The sequence below is a fragment of the Flavobacteriales bacterium genome, assembly GCA_021296215.1.
GTDB lineage: Bacteria > Bacteroidota > Bacteroidia > Flavobacteriales > ECT2AJA-044 > ECT2AJA-044.
In genome coordinates this window covers 1-18,618 of record JAGWBA010000009.1, presented here as the reverse complement: position 1 = coordinate 18,618, position 18,618 = coordinate 1, and the positions used below count along the sequence as shown (strand labels likewise).

Annotated in this window: 17 protein-coding genes and 2 pseudogenes; 10 read left to right on the top strand and 9 right to left on the bottom strand. The window is 51.4% G+C overall.

All coding sequences use genetic code 11. From position 1 onward, the window contains the following. Window positions 1-18 precede the first annotated feature (18 nt). A complete protein-coding gene (locus tag J4F31_02850; protein ID MCE2495507.1) occupies window positions 19-1,317 on the bottom strand; it encodes a c-type cytochrome in 1,299 nt (432 codons plus the stop codon). Between the two features lie 177 nt (window positions 1,318-1,494). On the opposite strand from J4F31_02850, the gene J4F31_02845 reads away from it, so the two are divergent. Then, window positions 1,495-1,974 (top strand): SPOR domain-containing protein, encoded by a 480-nt coding sequence (locus J4F31_02845; GenBank protein ID MCE2495506.1) that lies wholly within the window; start codon window positions 1,495-1,497, stop codon window positions 1,972-1,974. On the opposite strand, the gene infB is transcribed toward J4F31_02845, so the two are convergent. The 4 genes and pseudogenes from infB to J4F31_02825 form a co-directional block, all read right to left on the bottom strand. Continuing rightward, window positions 1,928-4,741 carry a translation initiation factor IF-2 gene (gene infB / locus J4F31_02840; protein ID MCE2495505.1) on the bottom strand — a complete coding sequence of 938 codons (2,814 nt, stop codon included), beginning with the start codon at window positions 4,739-4,741 and terminating at the stop codon, window positions 1,928-1,930. The two genes, J4F31_02845 and infB, sit on opposite strands and share 47 nt — an antisense overlap. A gap of 21 nt (window positions 4,742-4,762) precedes the next feature. Continuing rightward, entirely contained in the window at window positions 4,763-5,995 is a 1,233-nt protein-coding gene (gene nusA / locus J4F31_02835; protein MCE2495504.1) for a transcription termination/antitermination protein NusA, read from the bottom strand. Between the two features lie 11 nt (window positions 5,996-6,006). After that, complete coding sequence (gene rimP, locus J4F31_02830) at window positions 6,007-6,471, bottom strand: ribosome assembly cofactor RimP (GenBank protein ID MCE2495503.1); 465 nt, start codon at window positions 6,469-6,471, stop codon at window positions 6,007-6,009. Window positions 6,472-6,702: 231 nt separating this feature from the next. Continuing rightward, a pseudogene (locus J4F31_02825) lies at window positions 6,703-7,265 on the bottom strand (NAD-dependent deacylase). Between the two features lie 27 nt (window positions 7,266-7,292). Here J4F31_02825 and J4F31_02820 point away from each other — a divergent pair. Further along, a complete protein-coding gene (locus J4F31_02820; protein ID MCE2495502.1) occupies window positions 7,293-7,664 on the top strand; it encodes a Rieske (2Fe-2S) protein in 372 nt (123 codons plus the stop codon). Beyond that, window positions 7,643-8,872, top strand: a pseudogene (locus J4F31_02815) (sodium:proton antiporter). Before J4F31_02820 ends, J4F31_02815 begins: the two are co-directional and overlap by 22 nt. Here J4F31_02815 and J4F31_02810 read toward each other — a convergent pair. Continuing rightward, entirely contained in the window at window positions 8,844-10,484 is a 1,641-nt protein-coding gene (locus J4F31_02810; protein ID MCE2495501.1) for a gliding motility-associated C-terminal domain-containing protein, read from the bottom strand. The pseudogene J4F31_02815 and the gene J4F31_02810 overlap by 29 nt on opposite strands. Window positions 10,485-10,574: 90 nt before the next feature. Here J4F31_02810 and J4F31_02805 point away from each other — a divergent pair, with 90 nt between their 5' ends. Next, window positions 10,575-10,787, top strand: a complete 213-nt coding sequence (locus J4F31_02805; protein MCE2495500.1) for a hypothetical protein — start codon at window positions 10,575-10,577, stop codon at window positions 10,785-10,787. 40 nt (window positions 10,788-10,827) lie between these two features. Next, complete coding sequence (locus J4F31_02800; protein ID MCE2495499.1) at window positions 10,828-11,421, top strand: CPBP family intramembrane metalloprotease; 594 nt, start codon at window positions 10,828-10,830, stop codon at window positions 11,419-11,421. Here the strand turns inward: J4F31_02800 and J4F31_02795 are convergent. Next, window positions 11,411-13,039 carry an endonuclease/exonuclease/phosphatase family protein gene (locus J4F31_02795; GenBank protein ID MCE2495498.1) on the bottom strand — a complete coding sequence of 543 codons (1,629 nt, stop codon included), beginning with the start codon at window positions 13,037-13,039 and terminating at the stop codon, window positions 11,411-11,413. The genes J4F31_02800 and J4F31_02795 overlap by 11 nt on opposite strands. Window positions 13,040-13,192: 153 nt before the next feature. Here J4F31_02795 and J4F31_02790 point away from each other — a divergent pair, with 153 nt between their 5' ends. The 4 genes from J4F31_02790 (at window position 13,193) to J4F31_02775 (ending at window position 16,900) form a co-directional block, all read left to right on the top strand. After that, window positions 13,193-13,714 carry a hypothetical protein gene (locus J4F31_02790; GenBank protein ID MCE2495497.1) on the top strand — a complete coding sequence of 174 codons (522 nt, stop codon included), beginning with the start codon at window positions 13,193-13,195 and terminating at the stop codon, window positions 13,712-13,714. A gap of 141 nt (window positions 13,715-13,855) precedes the next feature. Further along, a complete protein-coding gene (locus J4F31_02785) occupies window positions 13,856-15,727 on the top strand; it encodes a hypothetical protein (GenBank protein ID MCE2495496.1) in 1,872 nt (623 codons plus the stop codon). A gap of 75 nt (window positions 15,728-15,802) precedes the next feature. Further along, window positions 15,803-16,093, top strand: a complete 291-nt coding sequence (locus J4F31_02780; GenBank protein ID MCE2495495.1) for a hypothetical protein — start codon at window positions 15,803-15,805, stop codon at window positions 16,091-16,093. Between the two features lie 54 nt (window positions 16,094-16,147). Next, window positions 16,148-16,900 carry a T9SS type A sorting domain-containing protein gene (locus J4F31_02775; GenBank protein MCE2495494.1) on the top strand — a complete coding sequence of 251 codons (753 nt, stop codon included), beginning with the start codon at window positions 16,148-16,150 and terminating at the stop codon, window positions 16,898-16,900. Between the two features lie 26 nt (window positions 16,901-16,926). Here J4F31_02775 and J4F31_02770 read toward each other — a convergent pair whose 3' ends face one another. After that, on the bottom strand, window positions 16,927-17,682 hold the full coding sequence (locus J4F31_02770) for a M48 family metallopeptidase (GenBank protein ID MCE2495493.1): 756 nt from the start codon (window positions 17,680-17,682) through the stop codon (window positions 16,927-16,929). Next, window positions 17,679-18,182 carry a DUF4870 domain-containing protein gene (locus tag J4F31_02765; protein MCE2495492.1) on the bottom strand — a complete coding sequence of 168 codons (504 nt, stop codon included), beginning with the start codon at window positions 18,180-18,182 and terminating at the stop codon, window positions 17,679-17,681. Before J4F31_02765 ends, J4F31_02770 begins: the two co-directional genes overlap by 4 nt. A 113-nt stretch (window positions 18,183-18,295) precedes the next feature. Here J4F31_02765 and J4F31_02760 point away from each other — a divergent pair, with 113 nt between their 5' ends. After that, complete coding sequence (locus tag J4F31_02760) at window positions 18,296-18,526, top strand: hypothetical protein (protein MCE2495491.1); 231 nt, start codon at window positions 18,296-18,298, stop codon at window positions 18,524-18,526. Window positions 18,527-18,618: the final 92 nt, after the last annotated feature.

Genomic DNA, 18,618 nt, shown 5'->3' with positions numbered 1-18,618 from the left:
AGATTGAGATTACTCGGATTAATAGTGGCACTTGCCACATTCCAATCCACCGATTTTATCTACCGTGATCTTTTCGCCTTTATACTCCTCGGCGAGCTGCTCGTGAAGCTTGTCGTAATACGGATTGTCCTCCATTTTGACTTCCGTTTCACGGTGACAATTGATACACCAGCCCATCGTCAATTCAGAGTACTGGTATACTTCTTTCATTTCTTCGATCGGTCCGTGACAAGTCTGACATTCAACTTGCCCGGCAACTACGTGCTGGCTGTGGTTGAAATATGCGAGGTCTGGAAGATTGTGGATACGCACCCATTCGATCGGCTTTTCTTCGTAGTCCTCTATGTAGGTACGCGTGTTTTTGTCCCAACCGATCGCCGCATAGATCTTCTCGATCTCTTTGGTTCCTTGCTCAGACTGGCCTTCAGCCACGTACATGTGACAGTTCATACAAACGTTGGCCGAGGGAACCCCTGCCGACTTGGAGTGACGGGCACTGCTGTGACAGTAATTACAATCCACTTCGTTTTGTCCGGCATGGATCTCATGGGAGAATGCAATAGGCTGTGTTGGCTGATAATTCTGATCAACTCCGATTCCTTTGAGGAAACCCCAAAGGCCGTTAAAGACGAAGATCAATACGATCACGGCTGCAAAACCCACGAGCTTTTTGTTGGCGAAGAAACGCTCAACATATACACGTAGATCGAAGAATTGGTCGATCGCCGATCGCGGCTCGACACCCTTCATGACGAGCAAGAGATTCTTGATGCGAACGAGAATGAATACGATGATGATGAGGAATACGACCAGTCCAATGAGCACTGGAGTTAAATCCATTGGCCCGGAACCCTGACCCGAACCCGCAGCACCGGCACCACCGCCAGTATCGGCTACGGCCGGAGCTTGTTTCGCTGCGTACTCCTGGTCGATGTACGCCAGTAGGCCACGAATGTCATCGTCAGAGAATTGAGGATAGGCCGACATGGCCAATCCGTTGTACTCTTCATAAATGGCCAAAGCTTGTGCATCACCGCTTTCGCGCAACTCTTGGTTATTGCGAATCCATGCGATCAACCATTCCTCATCGTACTTCTCAGTAACTTGTCCGAGTGCCGGACCAATGAGTTTGGCATCTACTTTGTGACATGCTGCACAATTGGCTTTCCACAATTTCTCCCCTACGGCCGGATCGCCCCCCTCTGCCCCAGTAGCAGTCGAATCCTGGGCCATGGTCGTGGAAGAAATTAGTGTGAATGCAGTTAAGATCAAGAGCGCGAATACCGCTCCAAACCTCGGGAGAAGGGCGTTTTTCATAGCAATCATCACCGAATTTCCGTTCGGCGCAAAAATAAGGACTCTAGCTTCATTAATGTAGAGGCGTTTCATTTTTACACTAATTTATAACCGTTCTAAATAGAGAGTCGCATGAGTATCACAACTGAAATCCCAACAAGTATTCTTCTACATTTGTTGCGGCAAAAACGCAAGATAATGAACCTCAGCAAGCTCATCGTGTTTAGCGCGATTCTACTTGTTCCTATTTATTTAAAGGCACAGGATACTAATTATGTGAGTCCCGTCGATACCATGGCTTCACAGACCTATTATAATCAGTATCCGGTTAAAATGTCGTCAAGCCTTATCGATCTCATCGATCGCGATGTAAAAATAAAAGCCAAGCGGCACAAGACCGATGGCTTTCGTATTCAATTATATTATGGTAATCGCGAGGAGGCGGTGAAACTAAAGGCGCATTATCAGGATCTGTTACAAACAGAACACGTGTACGTCGAGTATGAACAGCCCTATTTCAAGACCAAAATTGGAGATTTTCGCACCGAGTTAGAGGCCGAACGATACATGCGTGCAATGGGTGAGCATTGCAGCGGTTGCTTCATCGTTCGCGACGATATCGAATTCCCTTCTATTCAAGGGTCTTCTTCACCTCCACCTCTTGATACGCCTCGATGATATCACCGACTTTAATGTCGTTGAAGTTCTCGATATTCAATCCACATTCGAACCCTTTGGCTACTTCTTTGGCGTCGTCTTTGAAGCGCTTCAATGATCCGAGTTTTCCTGTGTAGATCACAACGCCGTCGCGAATAATGCGCACATCGTTGTTTCGGTGGATCTTTCCATCGAGCACCATACAACCCGCAATGGTTCCGACCTTGGAGATCTTGAATGTCTCGCGAATTTCGAGGTTGGCAACGATCTCTTCTTTCAACTCCGGAGACAACATACCCTCCATGGCGTCTTTGATCTCGTTGATGGCGTCGTAGATAATCGAGTACGTACGAATATCGATCTGCTCGGTATCGGCCAGTTTACGCGCTCCCATGCTCGGTCGAACCTGGAAGGCTAAAATCACAGCGTCAGAAGCCGATGCCAACAAAACATCCGATTCGGTAACGGCACCAACGGCCTTGTGAATGATGTTTACCTGAATTTCTTCGGTCGACAACTTCTGCAAGCTATCGCTCAGAGCTTCAATAGAACCATCCACGTCACCTTTTACGATGATATTGAGCTCCTGGAAGTCTCCAATGGCCAAACGACGGCCAATCTCGTCAAGCGTAATGTGCTTTTGAGTACGCATGCTCTGCTCGCGCTGAAGCTGTTGTCGCTTCGTAGCGATATCCTTCGCTTCACGCTCATCGGTCATGACCTTGAACTTGTCACCCGCCTGTGGGGCACCGTCCAACCCGAGAATGGAAACCGGAGTTGAAGGTCCTGCCTCTTTTACCGGGTGTTGTCTTTCGTCGAACATCGCCTTCACCTTACCGGAGTATTGTCCGGCCAACAAGTAATCACCAATGCGCAATGTTCCGTTCTGAACCAAGATAGTGGTCGTATACCCGCGTCCTTTATCGAGCGTTGCCTCAACGACCGATCCACTCGCCAATCGCTTTGGATTGGCTTTAAGATCGAGGATCTCCGCTTCGAGCAACACCTTTTCAAGGAGTTCCTTCACGTTTAATCCCGTCTTGGCTGATACTTCCTGGCTTTGGTATTTTCCACCCCAATCCTCAACCACCAGGTTCATTCCGGCCAATTGTTCTTTGATCTTTTCGGGGTTCGCCGCTTCGCGGTCCACCTTGTTCAGCGCAAATACGATAGGCACTCCCGCTGCTTGGGCGTGACTGATGGCCTCTTTAGTTTGAGGCATCACGGCATCATCGGCCGCGATCACGATAATGGCGATATCCGTTACTTGAGCTCCACGAGCACGCATGGCCGTAAAGGCCTCGTGACCCGGAGTATCGATAAAGGCGATTCGTTGTCCACCTTCCAACTCAACAGAGTAGGCACCGATATGCTGTGTAATTCCACCCGACTCACCCGCAATAACGTTGGCGTCGCGAACGTAGTCGAGCAAAGATGTTTTACCGTGGTCAACGTGCCCCATGACCGTAACGATCGGAGCGCGATACTCCAATTCAGACGGGTCATCCTCCACTTCCTGAACAGCTTCCTGAACATCGGCCGATACGAACTCAACTTCATATCCGAATTCCTCAGCGACGATGCTCAAGGTTTCGGCATCGAGACGCTGGTTCATGGTTACCATGATACCGAGCTCCATACACGAGGCAATGACCTTGGTCGTAGGTACGTTCATCATCTTAGCGAGCTCCGCCACGGTAACGAATTCCGTCACTTTCAGCTTAGAACCCTCCTCGGCGCGTTTCACTTCTTCCATTTGCTCACGCTCACGGTGCTCTTCGCGCTTGTCGCGGCGATTCTTGGAAGACTTGGATTTCCCTCGATTGGTCAGTTTATCGAGCGTTTCCTTAATTTGCTTTTGGATTTCCTCCTCCGTAGGCTCCGCTTTGGGAACGTTTTTGCCGCCTCGACGCTGAACGCGTCCTTTACCGGCATTGTCGCTCGAAATACGCTTACGTCGACGCTTCTTGCCTCCGTCATCGTCTTTAGGGCCGCTCGAGCTAGCCACTTTTTTCTTCTTCGGCTTAAACTGCTCGAGGTCGATCCTTTTCCCGACGAACTTCGGTCCGTCGAGCTTCTGATACTGCGTTTTAATGCTTCCGGAATCCGTCGCTTCTTCTGAGGCTTTTGTTTCCGGTTTATCCTGTGCTGGGGCTTCAGCCTCCTCGGCTTTTTCCTCTTTTTCTTCTTTCGCAGCCGGTGCTTCTTTCTTCTCTTCCGGAGCTTCCTCAGCGACTTCAGGAGCCTCTTGTTCTTTCGCGACTTCCGGTTCGACCGCTTTCTCTTCTTTCTTCTCTACGGCCTCTTCTTTCTCGGACTCTTCAGCTACCGGCTCTTCAGCTTTAACTTCTTTCTTCGGCTCAACGACTCCTTCAGCCGCCTCATCCTCCGGCTCCTCAGCCTTCGCTTCAGCCTCTTTCGTCTCTTCTTTATTGCCGCCGTCGAGATCGATCTTACCGATGGTCTTAGGTCCGGACCTACTCGCCTTGACGCGAATGACCTCCTCGGACTCTTCCTTCTCCTTCTCTTCCTCAGCCTTTTCCTGCTCGGCGCGCAGGGCTTCTTTCTCCTTCTGATTCTGTATGGAGATCGCCTCTGCTTTCAGTTTCTTACTCTTGTCCTGATCGAATTCGTCGACGAGCATCGTATAGATGTCGCCTTCGATCTTCGTATTCGGCCTTGCATCGATCTCAACACCGTGCTCTGCCAAAAACGTGGCCGCGCGATCAAGGGAAATATTTAACTCCTTGATGACCTTATTCAACCGGACACTCTTCACTTCAGCCATATAGCTTGCCTACTGTTTCTCTTATTCAAATTCTTCGCGCAGGATGCGTTGCACCTCTTTCGCGGTTTCTTCTTCCAACTCGGTTCGTTTCACGATCTCGTCGACCGTAAGCTCGAGTACGCTGCGAGCTGTATCGCAACCGATATTCTTCAGCTCTTCAATGACCCAACCTTCAAGCTCGTCGCGGAATTCTGCCAATTCAACATCCTCCTCTTCGTCGATATCGCGATACACGTCGATCTCATAACCCGTCAACTGACCCGCCAGGCGAATATTGAACCCTCCTTTACCGATGGCCAATGAAACCTGATCCGGTTTCAAGAACACCTCGGCGCGTTTATTGTCTTCGTCGATGGTGATGCTGGTGATCTTCGCCGGACTCAACGCCCGGGTAATGAACAACTGAGTATTGTTCGTGAAGTTGATCACGTCAATATTTTCGTTACCCAACTCGCGGACGATTCCGTGAATACGAGATCCTTTCATACCTACACAGGCGCCAACCGGATCAATACGGTCGTCATAAGACTCTACGGCGACCTTCGCTTTTTCACCAGGAACACGAACACAGCGCTTCACGGTAATGAGTCCGTCGAATACCTCAGGAATCTCTTGTTCAAAGAGCTTCTCGAGGAATTTAGGTGAAGTACGGCTCAACTTGATGAACGGTTTTGTACCGCGGAATTCCACTTCGTGAACCACTGCGCGAACTGTATCGCCCTTGCGCCAAAAATCGCTTGGGATCTGCTGATCTTTCGACAATATCAATTCGTTCTGCTCATCGTCGTAAACAATGATCTCGCGGTGGCGAATATGATGAACCTCTCCACTGATGATCTCGCCGATTAGGTCCTCATAACGCTTGAACAAGTTACCATTGTCGTGTTCATGAATTCGAGCGATCAAGTTCTGACGCAGGGCCAAGATCGCACGACGGCCGAACTGGAACAATTGCACCTCTTCAGAAACTTCCTCTCCGACCTCAAAATCTTCCTCGATCTTGCGCGCATCGGATAAGGAGATCTGCGAGTTCTCATCTTCCACCTCTCCATCGGGCACTACTTCGCGATTTCTCCAAATCTCCAAGTCACCCTTGTCGGGGTTTACGATAATGTCGAAGTTCTCGTCAGACCCGTAATGCTTGGTGAGGGTCGCGCGAAACACTTCTTCCAAAATACTCATCAGAGTTACACGGTCGATATTCTTATCGTCCTTGAACTCTGTAAATGATTCGATCAGCGCCAAATTTTCCATTGTCCACCTCTTTAAAATGGGAGCACCAACTTGATCTCCGCCACTTTATCCAATTTGTATTCACCCGTGTACTCCACGGACTGTTTTTTCTTTTTCCCTTCGACCTTTTCTTTCTTTGTCCAACGCAAGAACAGGGTGTCGTCTTCAGCTTTCTCCAGCATCCCTTTGATCTCTGTGCCATCGTGAAACCGCACTTTGACCTCTCTCCCCACATTCTTTACGTACTGTGGCCAAACCTTCAAAGGATTACCCACTCCGGCACTCGAAACGGTCAGCTCAAAGTCCTCAGCATCGCGATCCAATTGACTTTCTATCGCTCGCGAAACGGATACACATGAATCGATGGAAACCGGCCCCATGGCGTCGACCAACACCTTGATCTGGTTCGACGAAGTAATGCTCAATTCGACCAGGAAAAGCTCCTTTTCGACGCATCGCTCGCTAGCCCATTCTCTTACTTTTTCGATGTCAATCATATGCAGTACAAAAAGAGGGGACTTTGTGGTCCCCTCATCAATCCGTCCCTTAAGCTTGCGCAAAGATACAATAATTCTATTTTCCGCACAATGGCCTAACTGTTTGCTAAGAAATCCTTTACCCAAATAGGCAAGCCCACCCCGGCGGGTTCGCGAATATGTTCTGCATCGCGCACGGGAGCGTGATCCATTGGAACCCGGATCAAAAACATGTACCGGCGTGCCGGGGTATACGACGTGTACCAAGCTCGCGGCCGGATAAACATTCAGGCTGGTACCGATCACCAGGAGCCGATCCGCGCTCCGAACCAACTCCGCCGACGGTTCCATCATGGGCACCATTTCACCAAACCACACCACGTGGGGTCTCAGTTGGGCCCCATCCGGACCCGGTTCACCCCAATCCAAATCACCCCCCTCGACATCGACGACCACCTCTGGATCTTGCACACTCCGCGCTTTGCGCAACTCACCGTGCAAATGAAGCACCCTTGAGCTCCCGGCTCGTTCTTGTAGATCGTCAATATTCTGAGTAATGATGCTGACCTCAGCTGCCGATTCGAGCTGCACCAAGGCTTTGTGCGCGGCATTCGGTTCCGAAGCCGGCAATTGCCGACGCCTTAAATTGTAGAAATGAAGCACCTTTTAGGGTCCGCAGCCCAAGCTTCAGGGGTAGCCACCTCATAAACGTCGTATTCTTCCCAAAGCCCACCCGAATCGCGAAAGGTCTTGAGCCCACTCTCGGCGCTCATTCCGGCACCGGAGAGCACCACAATATGTTCTTTATCGGCCATCGCCTCTAATTTCTTAATTTCCGTCCGATGAAGCACGATGACCTCGACTGGATTCCCCTCACCCCCGAACTGCAGGCCGAAATGGCCCGGCAGACCGCGGAAGGAGCACTTCTTGCCGCGAGGCAAAAAAAAGCCGGCAATATCGTGCTCGCCTACCACAACGGAGACTGGTTCGCCTTGCGCGATCGCTGTCCGCATCAGGGTTTCGCCCTAGCGGGCGGAAGGGTGACTCCCGAGGGGCGGGTCGAGTGTCCGTATCACAAATTCACCTTCGGGGTGGCCGACGGACGAGAGCCATCGGGGACGTGTTCGGCCGTGCAAACTTTTCCGTTGCGCCGGCGCAACGAGCAATACGAAATCGGAGTAAAGCGATCGATATGGAGTTATTTGAAATTTTGACCGCGCTGACCGTAGTTGCGGCGATCTTTGGGTATATCAACGTGCGATTCTTGAAGTGGCCGAGCACGATCGGATTACTGGCATTGGCGCTGGCCTCGACCCTGGCCATTCTGATCATCGGTCAGTTTTCGCCCGGAATCCCGGAAAAAGCGGAGGCCGCGATCACCGCAATCGATTTTGAACATCTACTGCTCGACGTGATGCTCAGCTTTTTGCTTTTCGCCGGTGCGCTGCACACGAAACTCGATCAACTCGAAAAGTTTCGCGGACCCATTATTGGTTTCGCTACCGTCGGGGTGCTTATATCGACCTTCGTGGTCGGTGCGCTGGTATTCGGTTCTGAACCTCGTGGGGCTCGATGTCGCATTCATTTACTGCCTGCTTTTCGGCGCACTCATAAGTACGACCGACCCTATCGCCGTACTCGGCATTTTACGGCAGGTGGGAGCTCCCAAAAAACTGGAGTCGATGATCGTGGGCGAATCGCTTTTTAACGACGGTATCGGTGTGGTGGTCTTTGTTTCGATCTTTGGCATCGCGGCAGGTAGCGGTCATATATCGGCTTCCGAAATAGGCCTGCTGTTCCTCGAAGAAGTCGGAGGCGGAATGGGATTGGGGCTGTTGCTCGGCTACATTGGATTTCGGATCATGCATTCGGTCGATCACTACGAAACGGAGGTGATGCTTTCGCTTGCCTTGGTCATGGGCGGATACCTATTGGCTCGGATGCTTCATTTCAGTGGTCCGCTCGCGATAGTGGTCGCCGGTCTATTCATCGGAAACAAGGCCCGTCATGGAGCTTGGTCCGACGAAACCGAATTGAATCTCGACAAATTCCGGGAACTGCTCGATGTGTTCTTGAACGCCATTTTGTTCGTGTTGATCGGGCTGGAGTTCTTGATACTCGATCTAGAATGGACTCACCTGTGGCTGGGAGCTGCCGTTATTCATGTTGGTCTACTCGCCCGCTATATTGCGCTTTACGGACCGATCCGCATCTTTTCGGATCGGCCGGCCCTGATGAATGGGACGGACCTCATAATGACCCGGGGCGGATTGCGCTGGCCTTGAGTTTAACGGCCGAGATGGAGCGCGACCTCTTTTTAACGATGACCTATGTAGTGGTGACCTTCAGTATAATCGTTCAGGGACTGAGCGTGGGTAAGGTGGTCAAGCACTTTACCGCAAAAGCGTCAGAAAGCCGGTAGTTTCAGAAAAGATCTCGCCAAGGGCAAATCCTCGAACCACCCAATAGTACGTTCCCTCTGAGCAGTCTTGCTTGGAGGAGTAATTGACACCGTTCCACCCTTTCCAAAGATCTGGAGTGTCGGAAGCGCCCTCAAATACCTTGACGCCCCAGCGATCGAAGATCACGATCTCGATACGCTCGGGTTCGTACTCCCAAAACGGATACCAATTGTCGTTCTCACCATCGCCGTTCGGCGTGAATACGTTTGGCGATTTAATATCCACGCAGATGGCCCAGTAAACATCGGCGGTGTCGGACCACGAACATCCCCTGTAGTTCTTGGTGAACGAGATTTGATTGTATCCCGCCGAGAAGGCGGAAGGCTCCGGAACGGAACCAGATTGCTCGACCCCATTGACGTACCACGCGCTCGATCCTTCGGCAGGCACATTGGGCACGATGTTCCATTCGGGTTGGTCTTGAGGGAAACAGACGGAATCCGGCCCTAAAATAGCCAGCCCGATATCGGGTTCGTACAACCAGAGCTCCGACTCCACTGTATCGCCGCATATTCCGTTCGAAACCTGCAGGGTGAGAATGTACGCACCGGTGTCAGGTCTTGAAAGCGTAAGAATCGAGTCGGACCCAAGAGGTTCTTGAGTACCATCGGGCAGCGTGAGGATCCAGTTGATCTCATCGAAATAGTTTCCGGCCGCGATATAGGTGCCATTGAGCCCGCTGCACGAGTCGTTTTGCTCGAGGATGACCGCGGTCGGATACGGAAGGCACTGAACCACATTGACCTGAAAATCGCGCCAAGTAACGTTGATGTTCTCGCCATTTCGCCATTCGGTCACCCTCACTTGGGTCACGTACTGGCCTATCGTGGTCGGTGTTCCGGTGATCACACCGGTGATCGGATTAATGGCAAAATTCGGGTTGGCATCGATCCAGTCGTTGGTGCTATAACCCGGTGCCCAAGGAATTGGCGTAAAGGGAGGCGGTGGGGGTACTGGGGCCGGATTGGCTTGACTACCTCCCGTGAACGGTTGACCGAAGGCGTAGCTGAGGGAGTCGCCGTCGGCATCTACACCGCTGTGATCGTAGTAAAAGGCCTGATTCACACATACTACGATGGGCGGAGGAGATGGAAAATGCGGATTGCTGTTGATGTGTTCGTCTCGCGCCGGAATGCGAGTTGCATACGTTGCGCCCCAAGTCAGCGGGTTCGGAATATTCAGGATGGTCGCGTTACGGCAGCAGCGCTGGTAGATCAGCACGTAGCCCTTGGTACTGTCGGGCAGCGAAACGGTGTCGCGGTAATAGCCGCGTTCAACCACCACTTCGAGTCCGGAGCCACTGGCGTAGCAAGTATCTTCAGACAAAGGAACAAAGTCCATACTATCGAGAAAGAAATCGAGGGTTAGCACTTCGGCCCCGAATTCATCCCGGATACTGAATATCGCCGGATCGTCGAATAATGGACCACCGTTAGGGTCGCGATACACAAGCATTTCGAGGTCGTATAACCCGTTTCCTAAAGAGGTATAGCGTATTTCCCCTCCGATGATGTGGGTAGCTGATGTCGCCCAGGTCACGAGTCCGAGCAAAAGGGTTAAAAATCGTTTCATGTGCTTAAATATACGGACGCAATTCGTAAAGGGTGTGTAATGCCGGGGCGATTTCTTCGTCTTAACTCTGTAAACCAAAGCTTTAGTACTGTGAAAAACCGGATCGTCGGAATAGTTATCGTTTGGGTGGCCACCGGGGTTGTGTTAATTGGCGGGGCCTGGGCAGCTGATTTTATGAGTAATGCAGGTATTTCTGTGGTGTGGAGTCAGCTCGCCAAAGCAGGCTTCATGACCTCCGTCGTAATCGGTGCCATTTTCGGCGTGCGTTATCTCCAAGAAACGAACCGATTTAAGCCTCGTTAAACCTAGAAGAGCGCTCAAACAATTCGGGACCGGAGTACTTATGATCGCAGCTCCCTTGGCGATCACAGGAGCTGTCGCCAATTTGCTCGGTTGGAGCGACGTGCTTTGGAACATAGACATACCGGGGTCACAGTCCTTTTGGATCAGCGCTGCGATCGTGTTGTTCTTTGAAGCCATTCCGGAAGAGTTTGCCTTTCGGGGCTACCTGTACGGAAAGGGCTTGCAGAAAATGAACGCCTTCAAAGCCTCAGCGCTATCCATTTTACTTTTTGTGGCGTTGCCCGTAGCGACGGCACCTATCCAAGGGCTGCTTTTTGACTCCGTATATGTTGGAGGCCACAGCCAAGTTACCGGGGGGTACCTCATCACCATGTTTTTCTTCGCCGTGTTCCAACAGTTCCTCCGATACCATTCGGGCAGTATTTGGACGGGAATCGGCTTTCACTTCAGTTTTGTCTACCTCCTGAGGTATTTGGGTCCCGAGAGTTCGGATATCATTCAACTCACGGGCGACGTGCAGCAAGGTCCACTCCAAGTCGTTCTGCCGGTCGGCATTATCCTTGGTTTTGCCGCCGTACTTTGGTTTTATAGAAAATCCCGAATCCAAAAAGACATAAAGCCTTTTAGTTCTTGATCAAAGGGTATCCGTATCGGTCATTCACTAAAATGTAATAGCTCCCGATGGAGTATTTGCGCAGGTCGAATTCAATTTCTTTTTGCCTTTTCGATATCCGGTATTGGCCGAGCGAACGGCCCTGGGCATCGCGCAGTTCTATCCGGTGCACTTGGCCTTTCTCCCATTTAACGGTGACGGCCTCAGCGGCCGGATTGGGAACGATGTCGACTTGGGGTTTACTCACTTCCGGGCGATTGCTCACTTGATTCCAACTGAAATCGACGACCACAGGAAGGTGATCGGAAGCAGCGAAAGAAGAAGAGTCGGAGACGACGAGGGCTTTTTCGGCCCGCAGGGCATAATCACTAAAAAAAATGTAATCGAGGCGGCCCGGATAATAGCTTGAACCGGTGCCGGGCCAGGTGTACGATTGACGCTGAGTGTGGTGCAGCGGCGCGCTATCGGCCAATGGCGAGCCATCCCAGTCGGGCAGAAAGTCAGTTCCGAAGGTAACTTCGTCGAGCACGTCGCCCGAAACAATGGTTTCGAGCTGTCGCTTGTCCCCTACGAGGTTCATATCGCCTTGAACCACGAAAGCCGTACCAAAGGGAACATCGATGTTTCCGCCGGTTTGCTGCAAGTCGCGGTAAAGCGCCACGAGGCCATCGACCTGCTCTTGGCGGCGATCGTCGGCATCGCAGCATTTGAGGTGGAGGTTGGCGACCACGATATCGGTCGGATAACTAGCCGGCAAGCCGATCAGACTCACCAAGATGCGGTCTTCGGGATCGAGCAGGTAACTCTGGGTAATGGGATAGCGACTCGCCGTTACGTTTCCATTAAAAAGTTTATCCGTGTGCCATCCCCCGGCGATGGGTAATGCCGTGTCCAAAATTTGTTTCACTTGGCCGGCCGGAGTATCCCAGAGTTCATTGAAGGTGATGATATCGGGGGCTACGTTTTGAATTACCGTTACTATTTTGGGGCCGAGTACAGGATCTACGAGCCCGTCGTGTTCCACATTATAAGTCATCAGGCGCAGGTGGGCCGGATCAAGGCGTTGCAAGCCGAGCGGCGAGTACGGAAAGCTGTTGTTATCGAGGGTGTGGACAATGCTTCCGGAGTCGGGCAGTTTATCGTCAGCGCCTCCCATGCTCACCCAAGCGAAGCGGATGCTATCGCCGAATTGAAGTGGACCGTTGCGGTCAAAGGCGACTTCGAATCGGTCCGAGGTCACGGTCGGACCCGCGTACATGCCCACGTCGCCGTGTTCTATGGTTTGTCCGTTCCATGTGCCTTCACGCTGGTGAAAGCGCCAGATGAGATCGGCCCCCATGCCTTCGTACGGGGTACCCGTTTGGGGGTCCGCATCGAGATCGAGACATAAGGTAATGCCGTATTCGCTGTTGAACTGCCAATCTTGAGCTCCATGGATCTGGAAGTTGACGAAATCCGCATCGCTGTACACGCGAGTCTGCAATAGATCGAAATACGTGTGATCTCCGGCCGGGTCGCTGGTTGCAACTGCGCCATCCCAGTCATTAAAAACCCCATCAATGGTGACTTGAGCTGAACTCTGCAGGACAATGGCCCAAAGGGCCAATAGAGTCGCAAATGCGTGGATGTATTGTTTCATGCGACGAAGTTAGTCAAGATTCGACTTTAAAGCCAGAAATGTTGGGAGTCGCCAAATATGTGATTTATGGAAAATGTCTGTTTGCGAGTCAACATATTCGTTTGTAACATATGCAAGGCTACAGATACGATTACTATGACCAGACTTCTACTCATGGCGTTACTATTCGCCCCGACCCTACTTTGGAGTCAAATCCCACTAACCCCGTGCACGCCGCCCGTTGGTCGTGCGACGCTCGACATCAATAACGGGCGAACGACGATCCTAAATGGAGCTGATAAATGGTGGGACCTCAATACAGGCAAGTACGAAGTTCCAAAAGGGTCTACGAAGAACGCCATTCTCGCTGGCGCTCTTTGGCTTGGTGCGGTCGACGACGGAGGGCAGCTGAAGGTTGCCGCTCAAACCTATCGCCAAGACGGAAATGACTTTTGGCCGGGCCCACTGGACTACACAGACGGTACTACTTTCGATACTCGGTGCGATACCTACGACGATATTTATGAGATAAAGCGGCACGAAATCGAAGCCTACGTTCGAGCATTGAACGATTCTACATCACCCAATCCACAAATTCCGGAATCGATCATGAATTGGCCGGGAAATAGGCCTGATGCAGGTGGAGGAATAGAACAATTGGCCCCCTTTTACGACGCCGATGGAGATGGGTGGTAGGATCCTCAAAATGGTGATTACCCTTTACTCTATGACGGAACCGGGGATTGCACTGACAAGAATGCATTATACGGCGATCAATGTCTTTGGTATGTGTTCAATGATAATGGGAATAGACATACAGAATCGAACAGTGAGGCCATGAATCTCGAAATTCAGGCACAGGCTTTCGCCTTTGTCACGGCGGATGATGTCAATAATACCACGTTCTACCGATACCGGATGATCAACCGTGGGTCTTTCAACCTCAATCAGATGTACTTCGGCCAATGGGTCGATAATGGCCTCGGTAATTATCAAGACGACTATGTAGGTTGTGACGTTGTACGGGGCATTGGATACGCGTACAATGGGGATAGCATCGATGATGGGGCTACCGGGTACGGTGAAAGTCTACCCGCAATAGGAATTGATTTCATCGGTGGCCCGCTCGCCGATCCTAACGACGGCATCGATAACGACTGGGACGGGCAAATCGACGAGGAAGAGGAGCGCATCTCGATGAGCAGTTTCATGTATTACAATGGTGATTTCACAGTTTTAGGCCCGCCCAACAATGAATGGGACTTTTACCATTACCTGCAAGCTATTTGGCGAGATAGTACCCACGTGGTATTCAACGGCACCAATGGTCACGATGCTACGGGCGGACCCGGCCCGGAAACCAACTACATGTTTTTTGGCGATTCACATCCCGATTATCCCGACTACACCCGGACCGAAAGCACTGCCGGAAATACTCCGGCCGATAGACGATTCATCATGTCGGCCCGACCTTTCACCCTACCTCCGGGAGGCGTACAAACCGTTACAGAGGCGGCTGTTTGGGCCCGTGATCCATCAGGTGGTCGATTGGCCTCTCTGGAGAAAATGCGATTGGCCGATGACCAGGTTCAGGCCTTGTTCGATAGATGTTTTCAAATGCTCGATGGACCCGATGCTCCAAACTTGGCCATTCAAGAACTCGATCAGGCCCTCGTAATTTACCCGGGTAACGATGAAGCTTCGAATAACTTCAACGAATCCTACGCGGAGGTCAACCCAACCATCACCCAATATCCCGATTCACTCTATCGCTTTGAAGGTTATCAGATCTTTCAACTGCGCGACCCCGAGGTCACTCAGGCCGAGTTATACGACCCGGATCGTGCACGACTCGTAGCTCAATGCGACGTTAAGAACGAGGTCACCACATTGGTCAATTATGAGCCGGACGCCGCCCTCGGTGTAACAGTTGCACGCAACATGACCATAATGGCGGCCGATGAGGGAATAAAGAAATCGTTTCAGATCACCGAAGACAAATTCGCTACAGGTGATCCTACCCTTGTAAACCATAAGCCCTACTACTACATGGCCGTGGTCTATGCCCACAACAACTACAAAACTTATAATCCGACCGACCCAACGGCCCTCGACGGCCAAACCCGGCTTTTTCTGCCGAGTAGACTAAACACTTCCGTTTACAGTGACATTCCGCACATCGAATCTCCAGAGTTGGTGGGTACGGTACAACAATCCCAATATGGTGACGGACCCCGATTGACGCGTATTGAAGGAACGGGTAACGGCGGAAACATACTCGATCCGGACGAAGCATCGAGCCACGCAATCGCCGAACAATTCACCCTCGATTACCCTACATACAAAAACGGCGCAGGCCCGGTGAAGATCAAAGTCGTTGATCCACTTCAAGTACCTGACGGAAGGTTCCGCATCGTTTTCAACGGCGCAACACCGTCTAGTACCTGGTACGTCGTTCACCTACCCGGGGGCAATTCTGAGGACACCATCTATAGTCAAAACAGCATCGCTGTAGAAAAAGAGCAACTACTAGTAACGGAGTCCGGTGAATTTTGGGGACTGAGCCTAAGCGTGGTCGATGCCGAGAATCCGGGCGACCGACCCGCGGAAGGAAACGGATTCCTCAACGCAGAAATTCTGTTCGGTGATATCACCAAAGCATGGCTCACCGGTGTCTCGGATGTCGATGGAGATTCTCCCTTCAACTGAATCCGCTCGGGCACCAACAGCACGGGCGGCTTCATTGACTTCATTGGCCTCGATGATCAAGAAGTTTACGAAGGTGTGCTGCAGGGCCGGGTAGTGCCGTATCGTTTGGCCGGTGGAGACATCGTAAGCCCGAATACACCTTTCGGAAGTGGTCCGGCCTGGAGCAACTTCCGTGGACTTACCCGCCTCGAAGACCTGAATAGCGTGGATATTGTGATCACATCGAATACCGATCTCTGGACTCGTGTGCCCGTGCTTGAGGCAAACGATATCGACTCCATAGTAGGCGATGTTCAAAAGCTGGACTTGCGCTCTGCGGCCTCGGTCGGAAAAGACGATAAATCCGACGGAACCGGACAAGGATGAGGCTGGTTCCCTGGATATGCCATTGACCTGGAGCGCGGAATACGCCTCAACCTGATGTTCGCGGAAGACAGCCGGCAAGCCGGTGAAAACGGAAACGACATGATTTGGAATCCAACCGCGACCATTATCAACAACCTTGGTCAAGTCACCTTTGGAGGAAAGCACTTCCTGTATGTCATGGGCCCCGAATATCTGGGCGATCCAGCCCCCTACCAAGGCCCGAACGCACAAGACAACCCGTATTACGGAGCACTACTGAATCCAACCCCGGTCAACAAGCGCGGAATTTTCCAAAACTGCACCTGGACCATGATTCCGACCGTAGCCAACGGACGCAGTTTCCTCGAAACAGATGTTACGATCAAGCTTCGTGTTTCCAAAGAGTACGAAGACCTCGAGATCGACAACAGCAACGGCCCTCATCCGATGTACGAATTCGAAACCAGCGACATGGCCACCATTGTATCGGATCAAAATACAGCGGAGAACGCGCTCAGTATCGTTCGTGTGGTTCCCAACCCCTACTACGCTTACTCGGCATACGAAAACACCTCATTCGAGCGCCGCGTCAAGATCACCAACTTGCCACAACGTTGTGTTATTTCGATCTATTCGGCCAACGGCACGCTCGTCAAACGCTTCCAAAAGGATAACCCTAGGACCTTTCAGGAGTGGAACCTCTTGAACGAGAGCGGTAGGGTGGTCGCTTCCGGAATGTATGTAGTGCATGTGCGGGCCGAAGGCATCGGTGAAACTACAGTAAAATGTTTTCTGGCCCTACGGGCCGATGCACCAAATTCCGACTAATTCCATCTTCTCGTTGGGCGGCAAAGTTATTCGCCCCAAATGAAGGGCACTTCTTCAAAATCATCGGGAATCTCGTAGTTGAGACTCTTACTCACCCTGTCCATCGAGCTCGGGTGGGTCGAAGCAAAGGTCCAGTTCACCTCGGATCTTGACCGCTCATCGGTAATGCTCAAAGCTCGACCCAAATGCGTCGGCGACAAGTCGTGTTCAAGCAGCATTTCCATGGCTTGTGTATCGGCATCTGCTTCTTGCTGACGACTAAAAGACGACTCAAACAAGATCCCGTTCACTTGAAGCCACAATCCCGGATCGCCGCCGGAGAGCATCACCAACAGGGCCGTTGTACCTAGTTGGCGACGGACCGATTTTTCAAAGTGACGTTCGCGAAGATGGGCGATCTCGTGGGCCGTGACCGCCGCTATCATCTCGGGCTCTCCGAGCTCTTCACACAATCCTCGATACATGTAGATTTTTCCGTTGGTCGTCGTAAAGGCGTTCACGATTGGGTCGTTCAACCAATAGATCTCAAGCGTGTCCTGTGGGTCGAGTCGCTCCTTGATCAAGCCATCGAGAATACGCTGGGTATCGGATTCCCACAGGTCCGATTCGTACATGATTTGCTCGTGCAAACCCAGGGCCAGCGAATCGCGCTGGGCCACTCCCCAATCGTCGATCGACTCCGAGGTCTTCATGTAGTTGAACAGCCAAATTCCGAGTACCCACAAAATGGTGAACCCGCCCACCAACCAAATAAGGTCGCGTTGTTTGCGATTTAATTTCATCCTTCAGGGGGTTTATTCTCGATTTCATCGCCCTCTATAGCGATCGAAAGTAGATCGTCGAAAGCAACCTCGTACGCCCACCGACCAAACACCGGAAAGTAATAAAACCGGCCTTTGTAAGCTCGCATACCCGCTACGACACTCATTATGAAGTAGGCCACGTTGATTACGATAAGCGGTATTAAAAATCCGAGATACGTCGCGCTGAAGCGAAAATCATCCGAAAAAATCCGAACGATGGTCCATACGAGTAAGATGCTGTTCAATATGGTCACAGGCGCCTGACTCCACATTGACTGAAGCGAGTGAAAATGAACGAACCTACTCGTACTTCGCACCCACCTATGAAACAGGTAAATGGCTAACAAATTCAAGAACGGAAGTGGGAGTCCGCCCGCCAAAGAAGCCATCATGGTCATGTATGAAGCCATGGCTCGCTCTCGCTCTTTACTGCTGATTTCGCTGGGTTGTGGAAGGGGTAAGAATACTTTCAATTTCACAAATTTGAGTTATCTTGCTTCAAATCTAAACCAATAAAATGGAAATCCAAGACACCCCAACCCCGACCGCCGAAACTTCATTGAACCACAATGCGGAGCCTACCGCACCGGTCATGTCGACCAAAGATTGGCTCATCACCCAACTCGTCATGTTGGTTCCGATCGTAAACCTGGTCATGCTCTTCGTTTGGGGCTTTGGCGACACGGCTAACCCGAACAAAGCGAACTGGGCCAAGGCCTCACTCATCTTCATGGTGATCGGCGTAGGCTTGTATATCGTATTCTTCGTACTCTTCTTCGGCACTCTGGCCGCTACTCTGGCCGCTCCCGGCCGCTTCCGGTAAGAGAGCGAATTTCCAGGATCAGGTCTTTTTTATGGGGAGTAGCAGGATCAGGCGAATACTTTTTGGAGTCTATAGAGGAACAGTTTCGTATC

What these genes read in the sequence shown, in the direction of transcription:
- J4F31_02820 (MCE2495502.1), top strand. Translation starts at nt 7,293, where the DNA reads ATGAAGCACGATGACCTCGACTGGATTCCCCTCACCCCCGAACTGCAG.
- rimP (MCE2495503.1), bottom strand. Translation starts at nt 6,471, where the DNA reads ATGATTGACATCGAAAAAGTAAGAGAATGGGCTAGCGAGCGATGCGTC.
- J4F31_02810 (MCE2495501.1), bottom strand. Translation starts at nt 10,484, where the DNA reads ATGAAACGATTTTTAACCCTTTTGCTCGGACTCGTGACCTGGGCGACA.
- J4F31_02770 (MCE2495493.1), bottom strand. Translation starts at nt 17,682, where the DNA reads ATGAAATTAAATCGCAAACAACGCGACCTTATTTGGTTGGTGGGCGGG.
- infB (MCE2495505.1), bottom strand. Translation starts at nt 4,741, where the DNA reads ATGGCTGAAGTGAAGAGTGTCCGGTTGAATAAGGTCATCAAGGAGTTA.
- nusA (MCE2495504.1), bottom strand. Translation starts at nt 5,995, where the DNA reads ATGGAAAATTTGGCGCTGATCGAATCATTTACAGAGTTCAAGGACGAT.
- J4F31_02850 (MCE2495507.1), bottom strand. Translation starts at nt 1,317, where the DNA reads ATGAAAAACGCCCTTCTCCCGAGGTTTGGAGCGGTATTCGCGCTCTTG.
- J4F31_02790 (MCE2495497.1), top strand. Translation starts at nt 13,193, where the DNA reads ATGGCGTTACTATTCGCCCCGACCCTACTTTGGAGTCAAATCCCACTA.
- J4F31_02760 (MCE2495491.1), top strand. Translation starts at nt 18,296, where the DNA reads ATGTCGACCAAAGATTGGCTCATCACCCAACTCGTCATGTTGGTTCCG.
- J4F31_02785 (MCE2495496.1), top strand. Translation starts at nt 13,856, where the DNA reads ATGAATCTCGAAATTCAGGCACAGGCTTTCGCCTTTGTCACGGCGGAT.
- J4F31_02800 (MCE2495499.1), top strand. Translation starts at nt 10,828, where the DNA reads ATGATCGCAGCTCCCTTGGCGATCACAGGAGCTGTCGCCAATTTGCTC.
- J4F31_02845 (MCE2495506.1), top strand. Translation starts at nt 1,495, where the DNA reads ATGAACCTCAGCAAGCTCATCGTGTTTAGCGCGATTCTACTTGTTCCT.
- J4F31_02795 (MCE2495498.1), bottom strand. Translation starts at nt 13,039, where the DNA reads ATGAAACAATACATCCACGCATTTGCGACTCTATTGGCCCTTTGGGCC.
- J4F31_02775 (MCE2495494.1), top strand. Translation starts at nt 16,148, where the DNA reads ATGTTCGCGGAAGACAGCCGGCAAGCCGGTGAAAACGGAAACGACATG.